This window comes from Longimicrobium sp., assembly GCA_036389795.1.
Classification (GTDB): domain Bacteria; phylum Gemmatimonadota; class Gemmatimonadetes; order Longimicrobiales; family Longimicrobiaceae; genus Longimicrobium.
This window is the reverse complement of sequence record DASVWD010000009.1, coordinates 1-19,094: the sequence shown is the minus strand read 5'-3', so window position 1 is coordinate 19,094 and position 19,094 is coordinate 1. Positions and strand designations below refer to the sequence as shown.

10 protein-coding genes are annotated in these 19,094 nt (G+C 72.6%); 8 read left to right on the top strand and 2 right to left on the bottom strand.

The window, feature by feature from the left end; genetic code table 11:
- Window positions 1–128 precede the first annotated feature (128 nt).
- Entirely contained in the window at window positions 129–1,718 is a 1,590-nt protein-coding gene (locus VF746_00860) for an N-acetylmuramoyl-L-alanine amidase (GenBank protein ID HEX8690960.1), read from the bottom strand.
- Window positions 1,719–1,893: 175 nt separating this feature from the next.
- On the opposite strand from VF746_00860, the gene VF746_00855 reads away from it, so the two are divergent.
- The 3 genes from VF746_00855 (at window position 1,894) to VF746_00845 (ending at window position 7,583) form a co-directional block, all read left to right on the top strand.
- Window positions 1,894–4,386 carry a CHAT domain-containing protein gene (locus VF746_00855; GenBank protein ID HEX8690959.1) on the top strand — a complete coding sequence of 831 codons (2,493 nt, stop codon included), beginning with the start codon at window positions 1,894–1,896 and terminating at the stop codon, window positions 4,384–4,386.
- 437 nt (window positions 4,387–4,823) lie between these two features.
- Window positions 4,824–6,236, top strand: a complete 1,413-nt coding sequence (locus tag VF746_00850) for a S8/S53 family peptidase (protein HEX8690958.1) — start codon at window positions 4,824–4,826, stop codon at window positions 6,234–6,236.
- Window positions 6,237–6,809: 573 nt separating this feature from the next.
- Window positions 6,810–7,583: a hypothetical protein gene (locus VF746_00845; protein HEX8690957.1), complete on the top strand. Its 774-nt coding sequence runs from the start codon at window positions 6,810–6,812 to the stop codon at window positions 7,581–7,583.
- A gap of 182 nt (window positions 7,584–7,765) precedes the next feature.
- On the opposite strand, the gene lon is transcribed toward VF746_00845, so the two are convergent.
- Window positions 7,766–10,447 (bottom strand): endopeptidase La, encoded by a 2,682-nt coding sequence (lon, locus tag VF746_00840; GenBank protein ID HEX8690956.1) that lies wholly within the window; start codon window positions 10,445–10,447, stop codon window positions 7,766–7,768.
- 550 nt (window positions 10,448–10,997) lie between these two features.
- Between lon and VF746_00835 the strand changes: the two genes are divergently transcribed.
- The 5 genes from VF746_00835 (at window position 10,998) to VF746_00815 (ending at window position 18,469) form a co-directional block, all read left to right on the top strand.
- The gene (locus tag VF746_00835) at window positions 10,998–11,894 is read left to right on the top strand and encodes an NUDIX domain-containing protein (protein HEX8690955.1); all 897 of its coding nucleotides are present in this window, start codon (window positions 10,998–11,000) and stop codon (window positions 11,892–11,894) included.
- A gap of 315 nt (window positions 11,895–12,209) precedes the next feature.
- The gene (locus VF746_00830) at window positions 12,210–14,543 is read left to right on the top strand and encodes a hypothetical protein (protein HEX8690954.1); all 2,334 of its coding nucleotides are present in this window, start codon (window positions 12,210–12,212) and stop codon (window positions 14,541–14,543) included.
- Window positions 14,544–14,722: 179 nt separating this feature from the next.
- The gene (locus tag VF746_00825; GenBank protein ID HEX8690953.1) at window positions 14,723–16,189 is read left to right on the top strand and encodes a sigma 54-interacting transcriptional regulator; all 1,467 of its coding nucleotides are present in this window, start codon (window positions 14,723–14,725) and stop codon (window positions 16,187–16,189) included.
- A 100-nt stretch (window positions 16,190–16,289) separates the two neighbouring features.
- Entirely contained in the window at window positions 16,290–16,877 is a 588-nt protein-coding gene (locus VF746_00820; protein HEX8690952.1) for a toll/interleukin-1 receptor domain-containing protein, read from the top strand.
- Window positions 16,878–17,155: 278 nt separating this feature from the next.
- A complete protein-coding gene (locus tag VF746_00815; protein ID HEX8690951.1) occupies window positions 17,156–18,469 on the top strand; it encodes a DUF1343 domain-containing protein in 1,314 nt (437 codons plus the stop codon).
- Window positions 18,470–19,094 lie beyond the last annotated feature (625 nt).

The following is a 19,094-nucleotide window of genomic DNA, read 5'->3' as shown; positions in this document are numbered from 1 at the left end:
GTGAGTGCGAAAGTCAAAGTGCGGAAGTACGAGAGTACGAAAGTACGTGAGTACGTGGACTTCGGCATCGGGGACCGGCACCCGCGCCGATCCCGTACTTTCGTACTCCCGTACTCTCGTACTTCCCTTCAGCGGTTCGCCCGCGCCCGCAGGAACGCCTCGATCCCCCGGGCGTGCGCGGCGGCCAGCTGGTCGACGAGCTGCGGGTCGCGCAGCGCGGCCTCCTGCTCGGGGATCGGCATGAACAGCGACTCGGTGAGCGCCGTGGGCATCCAGGTGGGACGCACCAGCGCCAGGCTGTTGAAGAGGGCGCCCCGGTTGGGGATCTTCACCACGGCCGCGATCTCCTGGTTCAGCGCGCGCGCCAGCTCGGCCGAGAAGGGGTGGAAGTAGTACGTGCTGGTGTGGTGCAGGCGGAACGGGTTCTGCCCCTCGCCGAACGCGTTGTTGTGCACCGACACCAGCAGGTGCGCGTTCGCCGCCACCGCCATCCGCGTGCGCTCGCCCAGCTCCACCGGCACGTCGGCCGTGCGCGTCATCAGCACCTCGGCGCCGGCGGCGCGCAGCTTCTCGGCCAGCCGCAGCGCGATCTGCAGGTTGGCGTCGGCCTCGCGCAGCCGCGTGGGCCCGGTCGCTCCCGCGGGCGGGTGGCCGGGGTCCACCACGATGCGGATCCCCCGCAGCGGCGCCGCCGCGTCGATCGGCGGCGGGCGGCGGATGCGCACCACCAGGGTGCCGCCCGGCTCGTAGAACGCCTGGTAGCCCCAGGGGATGCGCGAGAGGGTGGCGGTCGCCCGCGTGGCGCCCGGGCCCGCCGCCTCCATCCCGCCGCCGGTCACGAAGTCGTTCAGCCTGGGCGTGATCCGCGCCGGGCCCGCGCGGTAGACGGTCACGTCCACCGTGGCGCTGTCCACCCGCACCTGGAACGGCGCGAACCCGGCCGCGATCCGCAGCTCCGCCCCGTCGGCCGACGGCGCCAGCGTGGCGGTGGTCATGTCCACGGCCACCGGGGGCGCGGGCCCCGTCTCCAGGCGCACGGCGGAGGTGTCGATCCACGCGCTCGCCGTGTCCAGCCGCACCCGGTACTCCCCGCCCCGCCGCTCCACCAGCTGCACCCGCGCGCCGCGGGGGAAGAACCAGCGCGTGGTGCCGCCCGCGGTCGCGAGCCCCCGCACCGCGTCGGAGCCCGTCGCCAGCGTGTCCGCACCGCCCACGATCACGGCCGCGCGCGGGCCGGGGAAGGCGCCCTCGGGGAGCGCGGCCGCGGCGGCGGCGACGGAGTCGCGCGCGGCGGACCCGGGGGCGCGGTAGCTCACGCTCGCCTCCGCGCGCTCCTCGCCGCGGAACGCCTCCAGGCGCCAGGTGCCGTCCACCGGGAGGGGGAGGTAGGCGATGAAGGCCCCGTTCGGCGCCACCGGCACCTGCACCCCGTTGATCACCAGCGCCGCCCCGCCCGTCCCCACCGAGCCGTAGACGAAGGTGGAGTCCACCGCCGGGCGCGGGTCGCCCTGCCCCGGGTGGACCACGTCGATGGCGAGCGGCGCGGTGACTTCGGGGATCGGCGGCAGCCCCTCCGAGAGCGGCCGGTACGGCAGCGGCTGCGGCGCGCGCGGCGCCGGGGCCGGGGTGGGCCCGGCGCGCGGCGGGGTGCACGCGGCCGCGGTCCCCACGATCGCGGTGAAGACGGCGAAACCGCGGACGATGTGCAGGCTGATCAAACGGGTCTCCGAGTGTCGGGTCGAAGCCGGTCCCGCTCCGCGCCCGGTGCGGGTGCAAGCCGCGCGCCGGGAGGCGGGCGGACCTGGAGGTGATCCTGGTTGACCCCCCGCGTCCGCGCGCGCATCCATTCGCTCCGGCCGGCGGCGGGGACCAGCGAGCAGGGGTCGCGGATCGATGACGGAGAAAGAGGAAGCGGTGGCGTCGTTTCTCGCCGCCACGCAGACGTGGCTGGGGGGCGACCTGCGGGGTGCGCTCGACCAGCTCGCGCGGGCCGAAGCCCTGGCGCGCGAGGCCGGCGACGCGGGGCTCCTGGCCACGATCCTGGTGCAGAAGCCCGCGTGGCTGCGCGAGGCGGGGCGCGCCGGGGAGGCGCGGGCCGCCCTCCAGGCGGTCGAAGCGGGGATCGACGCCGTGCCGCCCGAGGTGCGCGGCATGGTCCTGGCCGCCCTGCGCATGGAGCAGGGGATCGTGGCCACCCAGGCCGGCGAGTTCGCCGCGGCCGAGCGGCACCTCCGCGAGGCCGAACGGATGACGGAGGGAGAGCGGTGGGCGCCCGTGCTCCTCTCGGACATCCTGGCCAACCTGGCCGCCCTCTACCTGGAACAGGGGAAGCTGGAGGCCGCCCGGGAGACCCTGGCGCGCGCCATCGACCTCGACCGCCGGACCGGGAACGTCCGGGCGCTCTCCAACGACCTGAACCTCCTGGCCCTGGTCTACCAGACGAGCGGCGACCTCGAAACGGCCGACGCCTACCTGCGGGAAGCGCTCGCCGAGGCGGAGAAGGGCGGGTTCCTCAAGGAGGCGGCCGACGCGCTGAGCAACCTGGCCGTGCAGCTGGACGAGAAGGGACAGGTCGAGCTCGCGCGCGCCGGCTTCGAGTCGGTGCTCTCGCTCTACCGCCGCATCGGCAACCAGGACGCCATCGCCAGCACGCTCTCCAGCCTGGGCGTGGTGGCGGCGAAGCGCGGCGACCACGCGGAGGCTCGCCGGCTGCACCAGGAGGCCCAGGCGCTGCACCGGCAGGTGGGGAACGCCGCCTACGCCCTGCGCGGCGACCTCAACCTCGCCCAGACGGAGCTGTCGCGCGGAGACGCGCGAGCCGCGCTCGCGCGCGCCTCGAAGGTGGTGGACGAGGCGGAGGCGCTCGGCCTGGTCGAGCTCCTGTGGCGCGGGCTCTGGCTGAAGGCGCGCGCGCGCGCCGCCACCGTGCGGGGCGCCGCCGACGCGAGCGAGGCGGCCCGCGCGCTGAACGACGAGGTCCTCCCGGCGTATGCGCAGGCCGCGGAAGCCGTGGAGCTGCTGCGGACCGGCATCGGCCGCCCCGAGGAGCGCGAGCAGCTCCTCTGGAACAAAGAGGACCTGTACGCTGAGGGGCTGCTGCTCAGCGCCACGCTCTCCCAGCGCTGGAACGCGTTCTACTTCAGCGAGCGCGCGCGGGCCCGCGCCTTCCTCGACGCGCTGGGCGCAGAGCGCCTGCAGCGCAGCGTGGCGGGGGACCCCCTGCTGGAGCGGCGCGAGCAGCTGGCCCGCGAGCTCACCGGGCTGCGGGACGGAGACCGCGAGCGGGCGCGGCCGCTGCTGCAGGAGCTGCGGCGGCTGCGGGCCGAGATCCGCTCCGCCGGGCCGCGGGCGGCCGCCGTTACCGACACGCTGCCGGGCCACGACGCGCTCTTCCGGGCGATCCCGCCGAAGACGGCGGTGGTGGAGTTCTTCGCGGGCCCCGGCGACCACCTCGCGGTGTTCGTGCTGACGAGCGAAGGGATGCCCGCGCTGACCGTCAACCGGCTCGGCAGGTTCGACCTGGGCGACCTGGTCGAGCGGTTCCGCACCGAGCTGACGACGCGGGTGGAGGGAGTCCCGACCGGAGAGGTGCTCTTCCACCTCCTCTTCGGGCCGGTGTGGGACGTGCTGCGGCCGATGGAGCGGCTGCTGATCGTCCCGCACGGGGCCCTCCACTACGTCTCCTTCGGCGCCACCTGGTTCCGGCCGGCCGGGGAAGGTCCGCAGCGGGTGTACCTGGCCGAGTCCGCCGCGCTCAGCGTCCTCCCCTCGGCGGCGTTCCTCCCGGTGTGCCTGGGGCTCGCCCGTCCGGCGCTGCGGAAGGGGGCCGCGCGGGTGCTCGGCAACCCCACCCGCGACCTTCCCGGCGCGGAGCTCGAGGCCGTCGGGGTCGCGGCCCGCCTGGGAGTCGCGCCGCTGCTGGGGAGCAGGGCCACGCGGGCGGCGCTACTCGACGCGCCGCCGGACCTGGCGGTGGTGCACGTCGCCTCCCACGGCGTGTACGACCCGCTCGACCCCCTCCTCTCCGGCGTCGAGATGGCGGACGGGCGGGTGACGGCGGAAGACCTGATGGAAAGCCGGATCTCGGCGGGCCTGCTCACGCTCAGCGGGTGCGTGACGGGGCTGGCGAAGCGCTACCCCGGCGACGAGCTGGCCGGACTGACGCGCGCGGCCGCGGCCGCCGGGATCCCCAGCGTGGTCACTTCGCTGTGGCCGGTGGAGGACCAGTCGGCCCGCGAGTTCTTCGCCCAGTTCTACCAGGCGCTCTCGCAGGGCCACCCGAAGGACCTGTCGATGCGGCTCGCGCAGCGGGCGCTCCAGGAAGACCCGGAGTTCGGCCACCCCGGCTTCTGGGCGCCGTTCGTCCTTTTCGGCGACTGGCGGTGAGCCCGGCGCGGGGCCGGGGACCCGCGCCGCCCGGGCGGCGGCCCTCCCGGAGGCCGGCAGGGGACCGGGTGCGGCGCGGGCGGCGGGGGGCACGCGGCCGCCCGCAGGACCAGGCCGAAAACGGCAGGGCGGACGAACGGGTGAAAGGCGCTCGCCGCGTCTCCTCCCGGTGGACGGAGGGAGCGGAACCGATCGGCGAAATCACCACCGTGCAAGCCCGGCGTGGTTATCGCCCGACCGCCGCCGGACGCGCGCGGGAGCGACGCGCGAGCCGCGCGCCGGGGTCGGGAGGGGATGCCGCGCGACGGCGCACGAGTTGCGCAAATGGCCCCGCGGCATTATCTTAGGGGCATACGACACAGCCAGTCTCCACCCCCTCGCGGGCACACATCGCTGCCCGCGTTTCTGTTGTTCCACCGTTCCAGCGAGGATGCCCGATGGTCCGTTTCCGTCTCACCGCCCCGCTCGCCGCGGCCGCGCTGCTCGCGCTCGCCGCGTGCTCCGACGACAGCCAGACCCCGCTCGCCCCGCCGGCCGCCCCCGCGGCCGCGCGCGTAGAGGGGCAGATCCCCACCCGCGCCCAGGAGCGGCCGGGCACCTTCGTGGACTTCACCGACGAGGCGCTGTGGGAGCACGTCGCCGCCGGCGGCGGGGTGGCCACGGTGGGCCTCAAGGCGCCGGGCGCGCCGCGCGGCTTCTACCGCGGCAAGGTGCTGGTCGACGCGCCCACCTGGAGCCAGGCCGGCCGCGCCGTCCTCGCCCAGCAGGGCGTGACGCTCCTGCAGCGCGACACCCTGCTGCCCACGCTCAAGGTGCGGCTGGCGAGCGTGGACGCGCTCAGGGCCGTGCGCAGGCTGGGCTTCGTGGACTACGTGGAGCCGGTGATGGCCGCCGGCGACCTGAACAGCCACGCCGGCGTGGGCGGATGCAGCTGGGGCGACCCGTGGACGGGCGACCGCCAGTACACCGCCTCGGGCGACGTCTACTCGCAGAAGTTCACCGCCATGGGGATCCCCTCCGCCTGGACGCTCTCCAGCGGCGCCGGGGTCACCATCGGCCTGATCGACACCGGGCTGTCGTCGGCGCAGGGGCAGTTCATGAGCACCTTCACCAGCGGTGAGAGCGCCGGGCGCAGCCTCCGCCTCCTGTACGTCTCGCCCACCTTCACCTCGGCGTACGACGAGTGCGGCCACGGCACCCGCATGGCCGGCATCATCGCCGCGCCGCGCGACGGGCAGAACGTGGGCGGCATCGCCTACCGCGCCAACCTGGTGAGCGTGCGCCACGCCAACGGGGTGGCCGCCGTCTCCAGCAGCGACGCCAAGTACGGCGTGCGCGGCGCCCTGCAGTACGGCTCGTGGGTGATCGCGATGGCGTGGGAGAGCCTGAACTGGTGGTGGCAGGTGTCCGACGAGATCGAGTACTGGCACTACAACTACGACGTGCTCTTCTTCGGCGCGGCCGGCACCTCCGGGTGCGGCGACGGCATCCTGGACAGCAACGTGGTGTTCCCGGCCGACATGCCCGAGGTGGTGGCCGTCACCGGCGTCACCTACCCCGGCGGCGGCGTGCCCTGCGGCATCCACCACGGCAGCGACGTGGAGCTCACCGCGTACCTCGACGTCCCCAGCACGGGCCGGTACACGGGCGACGTGGTGAGCATGGGCGGCAGCTCGAACGCCACCGCGGTGGTCTCGTCGGTGGCCGCGCTGGTGTGGAGCCGCAACCCCGCGCTCACGCGCGACCAGCTCCGGCAGCGCCTGTGGCAGACGGCGCAGTACTACCCGAGCCGCCACTCCGAGGAGGGCTACGGCGTGATCAACGCCTACCGCGCCGTCTCGGGGAACTGATCCGGGTGGTCGGTCTCGTCTCCGAGGTGAGGACGAAGCAAAGGAGCCCCGGTCCGCGAAACTGCGGACCGGGGCTCGTCTCGTTGTGCGGGCTCCGGTGCCGCTCCGGAGCCAGGCGGACGAAACCCCGTGTCCGCCTGTCTCCTGCGCGGGGGCGCGGAGCCTCCTCGCCGGCGCGTCCCGCCGGGCCGCCGGCTTGCGGGGTCTCCGCGCCCGCTCCGTGAGCCCCGCGCGCCCGCCCTCTCCCTGGTCCGCCGCCCCGGCGCACGCGCGCGGGTCTCACTCCGCCCAGGTTTGTGGGAACACACCGCCGCCGCGGCCTTCCGCGCGCGTGGCGGCCCCCGCTTCGATCCCGATCCCCCGCGCCGATGCCGGCCCCGCAGCCTCGCGCAGTCTGCGAGGCTTCCTGCGGTGGTTGCCGCGGCTTCAGCCGCCCCCGGCCTCCTTCCCTGCCTCCGTCCCCCTTGCCCCGCGCGCCGCTTTCGCGCATCTTCCACGCGCCCAACCGCTTACGCCGGCACCCGCCGGCGCGTCGTTTTTTCTCCCCCGCACGTCTCCCGGACCGTTCCCCCGATGAAGCGAGCCGTTCCCCTCCTCGCCCTGGCCGGCGTGCTGGCGGCCACGCCCGCCTACGCCCAGTTCGACTTCCTCACCGAGCTGTTCGACGAGGTCAACAGCATCACCGTGGCGCTGCAGGGGAGCCACATCCCCGGCTCCGGCGAGCTGCGCGCGCGGGAGGGCGACTGCCTGGGGATCGGGATCTGCGGCATGGCCGCCGAGGTGCTGATCGACCTCCCTTCCGTGGGCGGCGCCGACCTGGAGCTGGGGCTCGGCACCAGCTTCCTGCGCGGCTTCGAGGCCGCCGAGCCCACGCTGGACCTGCACGGCTCCCTGCGCGCCTTCCCCACCATCACCGCGTACGCCTCGCTCCCCGAGCGTCTGGGGCTGGGGATCGCCGACCCGTACGTGGGCGCCAGCTTCGGGCTCACCACGCTGTGGCACGCGCGCGGCTACGACCCCGAGGGCGTGGAGTACGAGCTGGAGGCCGAGACCTTCGAGTTCGGCGTCTCGGCGGGGATCTACCTGCTGAAGCCGCGCGGGCTCTTCGTGGAGGCCGGCTACCGCTGGCGCAGCTTCGAGAGCGTCGACTGGGAGCTCCCCGAGGCCGCCTCCGAGCGGCTCCCCGCCAACTGGCCGCGCGACCTGGACCTGAGCGGCTGGCAGGTCTCCGTCGGCTGGCAGTTCCGCCTGCGCGGCGACGAGGACGAGCCGGCTACGCCCGCCGCGACCACCCCCCCGCCCCCGGTCCCCGCCTCCGGCACGTGGACCTCGCGGGAGAGCCTGTGAACTGAAGTACGGAAGTACGAGAGTACGAAGGTACGGGGTCGGTGCGAAGGCTAGCGCAGGCGCGCGGAGACATCGCCTCGTCCCGCCGCCGAACGAAAGGAGCCCCCGGAGGACTCGCCTCCGGGGGCTCTTTCTGCACGTGGTGCTCGTACTTTCGTACTCCCGTACTTCCGTACTGGAAGTTACCGTCCCCCGTGCATCCGCACCTCGCCCTCCAGCCCGCGTCCGCCCTGGATGGCGGGCGGCAGCGGCAGCTCGGGGAAGAGCAGCTTCCCTTCGCTCAAGCTGGCGCCGCGCAGCGTCACCGAGAGCGCCTGGTCGATCGACTCCACGGGGTGGACCTCCATCTGCTCCACCACCTCGCGCGGCAGGTCGTCCAGGTCCGCCTCGTTCTCCTTCGGGAGCACGATGGTGCGGATCCCCGCGCGCCAGGCGCCCAGCAGCTTCTCCTTCACGCCGCCGATCGGGAGCACCCGGCCGGTGAGCGTCACCTCGCCCGTCATCGACACGTCGGCGCGCACCGGCGTGCCGCTCAGGACCGAGACCAGCGCCGCGGTGAGCGCCACCCCCGCCGAGGGACCGTCCTTGGGGATCGCCCCCGCCGGCACGTGGATGTGGATCTCCGAGCCCCACGCCTTGCGCGGGTCGATCCCGTAGCGCACCGCGTTGGCCCGCGCATAGGTGAGCGCCGCCCGCGCCGACTCCTTCATCACCTCGCCCAGCTGGCCGGTGAGCACCAGGTTGCCGAAGCCGGCGGAGGTCCCCTCGCTCTCGGCCGCCGCGGCCGCCGTGCTCTGCGCGGTGCGGGTCTGCGCGCTCACCTCGATGAACATGATGTCGCCGCCCGTGGGGGTGTAGTACATCCCCGTGGCCACGCCCACCTGGTCCTCGCGGTTGGCCCGCTCGGGGTGCACCTTGGTGCGGCCCAGGAACTCCTTCACCCGCTCCTCGTCGACCGAGACGATGCTCAGGCTCCCCGAGGCGATGCGGCGCGCCGCCTTGCGGGCCAGCTTGCCGATCTCGCGCTCCAGCTGGCGCACCCCCGCCTCGCGCGTGTACTCGGCGATCACCGCCTGCAGCGCCTCCTCGGTCACCTCGAACTCGCCCGGCTCCAGGCCGTTCTCCTGCTCCTGGCGCGGGAGGAGGTAGCGCTTGGCGATCTCCTTCTTCTCCATCTCGGTGTAGCCGCGGAACTCCACCGCCTCCATGCGGTCGTACAGCGGCGCCGGGATGTTCTGCGCGTAGTTCGCCGTGGCGATGAAGAGCACCTCCGACAGGTCGAACGGCACGCCCAGGTAGTGGTCGGTGAACTCGTGGTTCTGCGCCGGGTCCAGCACCTCCAGCAGCGCCGCCGAGGGGTCGCCCTGCAGGCTGACGCCCAGCTTGTCGACCTCGTCCAGCAGGAGCACCGGGTTGCGGCTCTTGGCCTGCTTGAGCGCCTGGATGATGCGCCCCGGCATGGCCCCCACGTAGGTGCGCCGGTGGCCGCGGATGTCGGCCTCGTCGCGCGCGCCGCCCAGGGCGATGCGCACGTACTTGCGCCCCAGCGCCCGCGCGATCGACTTGGCGATGGAGGTCTTCCCCACGCCCGGCGGGCCCACGAACAGCAGGATCGGGCCCTTGGCCGTGGCGCGCGCCTTGGCCTCGGTCACCTGCTTCTCGATCTTCTCCTCCACGCCCTCGCCGTCGGCGGCGGCGTCGGTCTCCGCCTGGGAAGCCTCCGCGTCGGGGACGAGCCCCGCCTCGGCGGCGGCCTCCAGCACCTCGGCCTCCAGCGCGCCGCCCTCCAGCTCGGCCTCGTGGACGGCCTCCTCCTTCGCCTCGGCCGCGGCGCGGCGGGCGGCCAGCTGGCGCACGGCCAGGAACTCGAGGACGCGGTCCTTCACGTCCTCCAGCCCGTAGTGGTCCTCGTGCAGGATCTCCTCGGCGGCCACCAGGTCCAGGTGGTCGTCGGTGCGCGTGTTCCAGGGCAGGTCGGTCACCCACTCCAGGTAGGTGCGGATCACCTGGTACTCGGCGCTCTGCGGGTTGGTGCGCTCCAGGCGCCCCAACTCGCGCAGCGTCTCCTCGCGCGCGGCCTCGGGGAGCTCCAGCGACTCGATCTTCTCGCGCAGCTCCTCGATCTCGCGCCCCTCGTCCTCCTCGCCCAGCTCGCGCTGGATCGCCTTCATCTGCTCGCGCAGCAGCATCTCGCGCTGGCGCTCGCCCAGCTCCTCCTGCACCTGCGCCTGGATCTCCTCCTGCGCCTCGATCAGGGTGAGCTGGCGCTGCACGATCAGGAGCAGCGAGCGCAGGCGCTCCTCGACCGAGAGCACCTCCAGCAGCTTCTGCTTGGCCGTGGTGTCCATCTCCACGTAGAAGGCCACCAGGTCGGCGAACTGGCCGGGGTCGGTGATCCCCTCCATGAACTGCTGGAGCATCTCGGCGGGGATGCCGCGCCGCTTCCCCAGCTCGGCCGCGCGGTCGCGCAGCTCCTTGTACAGCGCGATGAAGGCCGGGTCTTCGGCGTTCACCGGCTCCAGGTCCGTCATCTCGCGCACGTGCGCGCTGAGCCCCCGGTCGGGGGTGGGCAGGTACTGCAGCGCCAGGGCGCGGTGCTCGCCGTGGATCAGCAGCTGCACCCCGCCCCCGCCGCGCTGCACCTGGGCGATGCGCACCACGGTGCCCACGTTGTAGAGGTTGTCGGCCTCCACCTCGTCGCGGTTCTCCTTCTGTGCCACGGCCAGCATACGGCGGTCGCCCGCGAGCGCCGCCTCGATGGCCTGCAGCGTCCCCGGGCGCCCGGCCGAGATCGGCACGGCGGTCCCGGGGAAGATCACGGTCTCCCGCAGGGGGAGGACCGGAAGCGTCGTTCTCTCGCTCATCGGATATTCCTTTCAATCCGGTCGCCGCCCCGGCGTGGGGCGGCCGCTGGACCGGTCGCTCAGCATTTCCCTTGCCGGAGACGGGATACCCCCCAATCCGCCGCGCGTGCCCTGGAAAACCCGCGTCCCGCCTGCACTTGCGTGCGCCCGCGGCCCGACTGCCGGAAGGGCGGAATGCAATCATTCAGGCATGAACCATCCTGTCTGATCGGCAGGAAATCGGACGGCGTCGAGTCGGCGGATACGGGGGCCTGTCTCTTGAGCTCCACCGTCGAGCGCCGGGGTGCGAGCGGGTGAACCCGCCCGCTGGAACCACGGAAAGCCTCGCAAACCCTACGCGGCTTCAACCGCATCCCGCACGTAGTTTCGTCGCGCGCAGCGCCGAGGTGTTTCCCCTCTACCGCGCAGCGGGGGAGGGGAGCGCGTCCTCTGGCTGCGAGGAGCGAGCAACCGGGGACCGCACGGGGGAGGGGGCCCGGTTTGCCTCGCCCTTCCGGTCCGGTTATGCTGTCGGTGCTCCCGAGACAGGACCTTTCGCCCGCGACGGCCCGTGTCCGACGACCGCCCGCAGTCCGCCGCCTCGTCCGCGCGCCGCGCCACCGGCGACCCCAGCGTCTTCCTGATCCCGGAGGAGAGCCTTCCCCCCGGGTTCGCGGAGAAGGTGGACGACCCCGCGCTGGTGCCCGTCCCCCCGCGCCCCGCCGCCACCGTGGTCCTGCTGCGCGAGGGCGGGGGCGGGCTGGAGGCGCTGCTGCTCCGGCGCCACAAGCGGAGCGGCTTCGCGGCCGGGGCGTGGGTCTTCCCCGGCGGCGTGGTGGACCCGCGCGACTCGAGCGGCGAGGTGGCCGACCGGCTCGACGGCCCCACCCCGGGCGAGTGGGCGGAGCGGCTGGAAGTCGATGCGGCCGAGGCGCTGGGGTACGTGGCCGCCGCCATTCGCGAGGCGTTCGAGGAGACGGGGATCCTGCTGGCGCGCCCCGATCCCGAGGGCCCCACCCAGCTCCACGACGCCGAGAGCATGGCCGTGGCGCGCCGGGCGCTGCTGAACGACGTCGTCTCGCTCCGCGACGTGGCGGTGGGGAACGGGCTGCGGCTCATGGGCGACGCGCTGGTCTACATCGCCCACTGGATCACCCCCGAGCCCGAGCCGCGCCGCTACGACACCCGCTTCTTCGCCGCGCGCGCGCCCGAGGACGCGGCTTGCGAGGTGCACGACGCGGAGATGACCGACGCGGTGTGGCTCCCCCCGCGCGAGGCCGTCGAGCGCTTCCGCGCCGGGCAGATGAAGCTGCTGCCGCCCACCGTGCGCACCCTGGAGCAGCTCGCGTCCTTCGCCGATTTCGGCGCCCTGCGCGCCGCGCTGGAAGACGCCCCCGTCCCCACCATCCTCCCCCGCATGCGCCGCGACCCCGGCGGCGTCTCGATCGTGGTGCCGCCTCCCGCCTGATCTTCAGGCGAAACAGACGAGCGGCGCCGCCCGCCGCGGCTTCAGCTTCCTCTCCCTGTCCCGTTACCCACGCCCCCCAGCACACGCGTGCGCTCCTTGCGCCCGACCGCCGGGAGGTAAGCGGTGGTGCGCGCGAAATCCGAATTCGAACGCGGCGGTCTCGACGCTCACATTCGTCACTATAGGGAATAAGACTTCCTTTCAGTATATTGTCTAAAAAGACGCGCACCGAACGGAGCGCGCACCTCTCTCCCATAAAAGACTCCGGTATGGCTTAGAGGCGGTACCGACCGAAGTCCACGAGGGAGGTGCTCCATGTCAGGCCTACCTGTCCAGCTCACCGCGGTGGCGGCGCTCTCGTTCGTTCTCGGCGCCTGTCGGGACGCGCCGAGCGCGGCGGTGCTGGCGAGCGCGATCCGCGTCGATTCGCCCGCGGAGCGCTCCGTCCTCGTCGCCGACACCTTCCGCATTACGGCGGTCGTGGTGGATGCGCGCGGAAACGCGCTGCCCGACGCCCGGGTCGGCTTCCGGTCCGACCGTCCCGAAGTGGCCTCCGTCGACTCCATGGGGCTGGTGACGCCGCACGGGCCGGGTACGGCCGAGATCACCGCCTTCTTCCGTGATTTGCGGAGCGCGGTTCGGCTCCACGTCTCCTGGGGCGCACTCGGCGAGCTCGCGCTGGAGACGCCGCCGGGCGGCGTCATCCGCGCAGACATGTGGGCGCTGAGCCCGAGCTACGTGCACTTCACCGCGCGCAGCGCCGCGAGTGGGACCAGCGTCTGCGGCCAGGTGCCGCTGCAGTTCCAGTCGGATTCTTCGGTGGCTGTCGCCGTCTACGCGCCGCTTCCAGGAGACCCGTGCACGATCCGGATCGTGCCGCGCGGCCAGGGTAGGACGACGCTGACGGTCACCGGCCCCGGGATGAGCGCCAGCGCCGACGTGGAGGTGACGAGCAATCGGTACTGGTTCGGCCTCGAGCGCGAGGACGGCCGCGCGGAAGTAGCCGCGATGCCCGGCAGCACCGTGCGCTACCGGGTCACGGTACTGGACGAGACCGGCCGGCCCGTCGCGGGACTTGCGCTACTCTTCAGCGGGTCGCCGGGCAGAGTGCGGCCGGAGACGGCTTCCACCGACTCCGCGGGGACGGCGAGCACCGCATGGACGCTCCCGAACTCGAGGGCCGCGGCCTGGCTCTCCGTCACTGCGCCGGACGGAAGGGTAACCTACGCCCAGGCGCGCCAGGCGCTGAAGGACGCGCGGGACTTCCAGTGGCGTTTCGAGCGCGACGAGGGCAGTCCGGAAACACCCGCACTGGCCGGAAGCACCGTGCGCTACCGGGTCACGGCGCTTGACGACACCGGCCAGCCCATTCCCGGGGTGACTGTCTACTTCAGCGGATGGCCGGGAGACGTGAGGCCGCAAGGAGCCACCACCAACTCTGCAGGTATCGCGAGCGTCGACTGGACGCTCCCGTGGTCGGGGTCTACGGCTACGCTCTACGTCCGTGCGCCGGACGACTGGAGCACCTATGCGCAGGTACAGCAGGCGCTGAAGAGGATCCGGTGGCGCTTGGAGCGCGAAGATGGCAGCGCGGAAGTATCCCTCCCGCCCGGCAGCACCGTCCGTTACCGGGTCACGGCTCTCGACGAGGCAGGCGGGCCCGTCTCCGGACTGCAAATCCGCTTCACCGGATTTCCCGGAACCGTGAATCCGACATCGGCGGCCACGGATGCCACCGGCACGGCGAGCGTTGCCTGGACGCTCCCCGGGCCGGGGTCATTCGCCACCCTCCGCGTGCTCGCAGCCTTTGCCAACGTGGTATACGCGGAGGTCAACCAAGCGCAGACGCGCTACAGGTTGAGCATCGATCGAGAGAACGGCGCTCTGGGGGAGCCCGCCGTGGTCGGCACCACGCTCCGGTACTCGTTCACGGCCACCGATGAGGAGGGGACGCCGGTCGCCGGGGTGAGGCTGGACCTCCAGGCGTCGGGCGCGTTGAGCGACATGGTGGCGATCACCGACGCGGCGGGCGGCGCCAGCGTCGCGTGGACGCTCCGGACGAGATTGACCCCCAACTACCCGCATCCCTATCTCGACCTCTCCCGCAGAGCCACGCTGTCGGTCTCGGGAACCTGGCCCGATGGGAGTCACCTTGAAGCGGCGGACTCCATACTGCTCGATCCTGGCGCGCCAGCCGGGTTCCTGATTCTGATGGCGCAAAATCACGGATACAACCTGCGGTTTCCTTGCCACTGGCACGAAGTGCGGGCCGACACGGTGAGGCCGCTGGCATCTACGTCTCCCGACCCCATGTGGCGGGGCACCTGCGAACCTCTGGGCATCCGGATCGGCGTGAGCGACCGCTACGGCAATCCCGTTATCGACCACACGCTTCCCGAAGTCACCGCGGACTATCCGGCTGCACTCGAGGGCGGGAGCACGGTGCTCTTCCCGCCGTCTCCTTGGAGCTTCGATTACTACGGTCTGTATGTCTGGTCGGTCGCGAGCTACCCGCTGCGCACCACCCGCGCGAGTCCCTGGGTTCAGGGGCTCACGCTGACGCTGCGGCTTCCGGGCGTACCGTCGGTCTCGCCCCGAACGGTGACCGTCATCCCGTGGTGCAGCGACTGCCCTTCGCAGACGCCGTAGAGATTCGCCTTCCCCGGTCCAGGTGCGCCGGTCGAAGCCGGCGCGCCTGGGGACCCGCTTGACTCCCCCCGCGGGGTCCGGTAGCCTTCACGCATCCCCGCCACCGCCGACGCGCCGCGCCCCGCCGGGGCCGGCGCGCGCGTGGCCGCCCGGCGCAGGCAGTACCCCCGCGAGGCACGATGTCGCAGCGTCCCACCACCCTCGGCGCCCTGCGCGCCGCCGGCTACCGCACCCGCTCCGTCAAGACCGAGCTGCGCGAGAACCTGATCGCGCGGCTGAAGGCGGGCGGCACCCTCTTCCCCGGGATCGTGGGGTACGAGGACTCGGTGGTGCCGGGGATCGTCAACGCCGTGTTGGCCCGGCAGAACTTCATCCTGCTGGGGCTGCGCGGGCAGGCCAAGAGCCGCATCATCCGCCAGCTCACGGGGCTGCTGGACCCTCTGGTCCCCGTGCTGGCCGGCACCGAGACCAACGACGACCCCTTCGCCCCCATCTCCAAGCACGGCCGGCAGCTGGTGGAGCAGGCGGGCGACGACGCCCCGATCGAGTGGATCGGCCCCGACCGGCGCTACGTGGAGAAGCTGGCCACCCCCGACGTGACCGTGGCCGACCTGATCGGCGACATGGACCCGATCCGCGCCGCGCGGGGCGGGCACCTCCTCTCCGACGAGCTCACCATCAACTTCGGGCTGCTCCCGCGCGCCAACCGCGGCATCTTCGCCATCAACGAGCTGCCGGACCTGTCGGGGAAGGTGCAGGTGGGGCTCTTCAACGTGCTGCAGGAGGGCGACGTCCAGATCAAGGGCTACCCGGTGCGCCTGCCGCTGGACGTGATGATGGTCTTCAGCGCCAACCCCGAGGACTACACGGCGCGCGGCAAGATCATCACCCCGCTCAAGGACCGCATCGGCGCCGAGATCCAGACGCACTACCCGCGCACCCCCGAGGAGGGGATGGCCATCACCCGGCAGGAGGCGTGGCTCCGGCGCGACGGCGTCCCCGTCGAGGTGCCCCCCTTCATCGCCGAGCTGGTGGAGCGCGTGGCGTTCCTGGCGCGCGACGACAAGCGCATCGACCGGAGGAGCGGCGTCAGCCAGCGCATGCCGATCTCGGTGCTGGAGACCGCCGTCTCCAACGCCGAGCGCCGGGCGCTCGCGGCGGGCGAGGGGCGCATCGTCCCCCGCGTGGCCGACGTGTACGCGGCGCTCCCCTCCATCACCGGGAAGATGGAGCTGGAGTACGAGGGCGAGCTGCAGGGCTCCGACGCCATCGCCCGCGACCTGATCGCGGCCGCCGCGCGCGACCTCTTCGACCGCACCTGGGACGCCGACGACCTGGGCGACGTGGTGGAGCACTTCGACCACGGCGGCGTGCTGCAGATCTCCGACGGCGCCGGCGCCGACGCGTGCCTGCAGGGGCTCCAGGGGGTGCCCGGCCTGGTGGAGGCGCTGCGCGAGGCGGGCCTCTTCGACGAGGACGACCTGGGGGTGACGGTTGCGGCGGCCGAACTGCTGCTGGAGGGCCTCGCCGCGCACCGCAAGATCAGCCGGGCCGAGAGCGGCACCTACTCGCGCGCCCGCCCCGAGCGGAAGGGGAAGGGCGGCGGCTCCGGCGGCTTCAGCTTCGGCGGCAGCGACGTGTTCTGAGGCGAAGGCTTCCTTTCCCCCGGAGCGCCGCTAGATTCGGATGGAGTTCCTCTTCGTATCATCAGCGCCCGCCCGGCCGCGCGCCGCGAACGCAGGACGTATGAAGAAGGAACCTGATCCCGAGCTGCGCGCCGAGTACGACTTCAGCACGGGCGTGCGGGGGAAGTACGCCGAGCGCCACCGGCAGGGCCCGGTCCGCACGCGCGAGCGCAGGGTCTCGGTCTTCCTGGCCCACGGCCCGCGCGACCGCTTCTTCGCCCGGAAGATCGCGGAGCGGCTGCGGGAGCACGGCGTGCTGGCCTGGGCCGAAGAGGCGGAGGTCGGGGCGGGCGAGTCGCTGCGCGGGAAGCTGGCGGCGGTGATCGGCGAGGTCGAGTACCTGGCCGTGGTCCTCTCCCACGACTCCGCCGCTTCCGAATGGGTGCGGACGGAGCTGCCGGACGCCGCCCGGGCGGAGCTCGCGGAGCACTACGTTCCCACCCTGGTGTTCCTGGTGGAGCCGGTCGAAGTGCCTCCCTTCCTGCGCGACCGGTTCAGCACGGACTTCACCACGCCGGAGCGCTTCGAGGAGTCCTTCCCGCGTCTGCTGAGCGGAATCGGGGCGCTGCTCGAGCCGCTCGACCGGGAGAGCGAAGGATCCGCTCCCGAGCCCGGGCGGGCCGGACCTTTCCGCCGCGCGCGCCGGTAGAAGCGCGCCAGCCGCATATCCTCGAGCGCGCCGGCGGCGAGCCGGCGCCACCGTTTCCCCTTCGACCGGCCACTCCGTAGCGTAGCCGCCGCACCGGCGGCGCCGTCCGGGTGCGCCGACTCCACCGACTCATCCGTGAGCGACCGGCTCCCGCCGCGTCGCCGAGCCACGCCTCCAGCCCGAGCCGCACGGCCCCCACCGTCGCCCGGCCATGGTCCCACGGCGGCAGCCGTACGCCCGCCGTCCCGCGACACACCGCTCTACCCGCATTGACACCGATGACCGCCGTCCCGCTCCTGCGCGCCGCCGCGCTCCCGGCCGCCCTGCTGGCCGCGCTGCTGTCCGTCGCCCGCCCCGGCGCCGCGCCGGGGCCCGCGCCCCTCCCCACGCTCCCCGCCGACACGGTCCGTCCCCCGGCGCACGCCGACGAGGGGGTGCCGGTGCCGGGGATCGAGGTGCTGCTGCGCGACTCGCTGCACCTGGTGCGGGGCCGGCGCGTGGGGCTCATCACCAACCACACGGCGGTCACCCGCGACGGGAGGAGCGCCGTGGACGTGCTCTTCGCGGCGCCGGGGGTGCGGCTGGTGGCGCTCTTCGGGCCGGAGCACGGCATCCGCGGCAGCATCGACGGCGGCGAGCGGATCGGCACGGCGCGCGACCGCAAGACCGGGCTCCCCGTCTACTCGCTCTACGGCGCCACGGAGCGGCCCACGCCCGAGATGCTGCGGGGGATCGACGTGCTGCTCTTCGACATCCAGGACATCGGGGCGCGGCCGTACACCTACGTGTGGACGATGACCTTCGCCATGGAGGAGGCGGCGCGGCGGGGGATCCCCTTCGTGGTGCTCGACCGGCCCAACCCGGTGACGGCGCGGGTGGAGGGGCCGCTGATGCAGTGGGAGATGCGCCGCCGCGGGCCGCTGATCACCGGGGCGTACCCGGTGCCGCTGCGCCACGGGATGACGGCGGGGGAGCTGGCGCGCTACGTGAACGCCGAGTACCGCATCGGCGCCCGCCTCTCGGTGGTGCCGGTGGAGGGGTGGCGCGGGGGGCGCTGGTTCGACCAGACGGGGCTGCCGTGGGTGAACCCGTCGCCCAACATCCGCAGCCTGGACGCGGCGCTCAGCTTCTCGGGGCTGGTGATGCTGGAGACCACCAACCTGAACGTGGGGCGGGGGACGAGCGCGCCGTTCAGCTACGTGGGCGCGCCGTACGTGGACGGGGCCGAGCTGCTGCGGCGGGTGCGGCGCTACAACCTGCCGGGCGTGCGCTTCGAGCAGGCCGACTGGACGCCGCGCGGCGACGGGTGGATGCAGTTCCGCAACGAGCGCTGCCACGGCGTGCGCCTGTACGTCACCGACCGCGACGCCTACAAGCCGGTGCTGACGGCGCTGGTGTTCCTTTCCGAGATCTACCGGATGAACCCCCGGAGCCTGGGGATGGGGCCGATGCTGCAGATGCTGGGGAGCGAGTGGGCCCCGGCCGCCGTGCGCCGCGGCGAGGACCCGCGCACGATCTACGCCCGCTGGGAGCGCGAGAACGCGGCCTGGGAGCGGCGCATCGCCAGGTACCGCCTGTACCCGGCGGGGTGATCGACGAGATTATACCAGATTCTGCAATCGATTGTGCAAAGAAGATGTCATCCTGAGGGAGCCGCTGCGCCGAACCTGCCTCGGCAACGACGCTTGGCGGCGACCGAAGGATCTACTCACCCCGGAGCGAGGCCGGCTTCTGCGCACTGCACCTGGCCACCAGATACGCGGAGTAGATCCTTCGGTCGCGTCCAACCATTGGCGCGGGGGTGAATTACGCGCGGACGCTCCCTCAGGATGACTTCGTGTGTGGAATGCACAGTCGGTTTCGGAAGGTGGTATTAGAAGGTTCACACAGAGAAACAGAGGAAAAGAGACATCGCAGTTCTCCGTTCCTCTGTTTCTCCGTGTGAGAAGAGCCGTCAGGATCAGGCCCAGACCGTGTGAAAACCTCCGCGACTGGGAGTTGCGACGGTTTTCAAGAAGAGCGAGACGCGAAATTCGGGGTGAGCGGCCTGAGCAGCGTCTCAGATGCGTCTGGAGGGAGAACCCGCTCCTCTGGAGCCTTGAAGACGACGCAAACGGCTCAGATCGGCTGCGGAACGGGCATTTTACCGCTCCTCAGCACCTCCAGGAGACACTCCACCCCAAGCAGGTTCAACACCCGCCTCAGGTTGTACGCCAG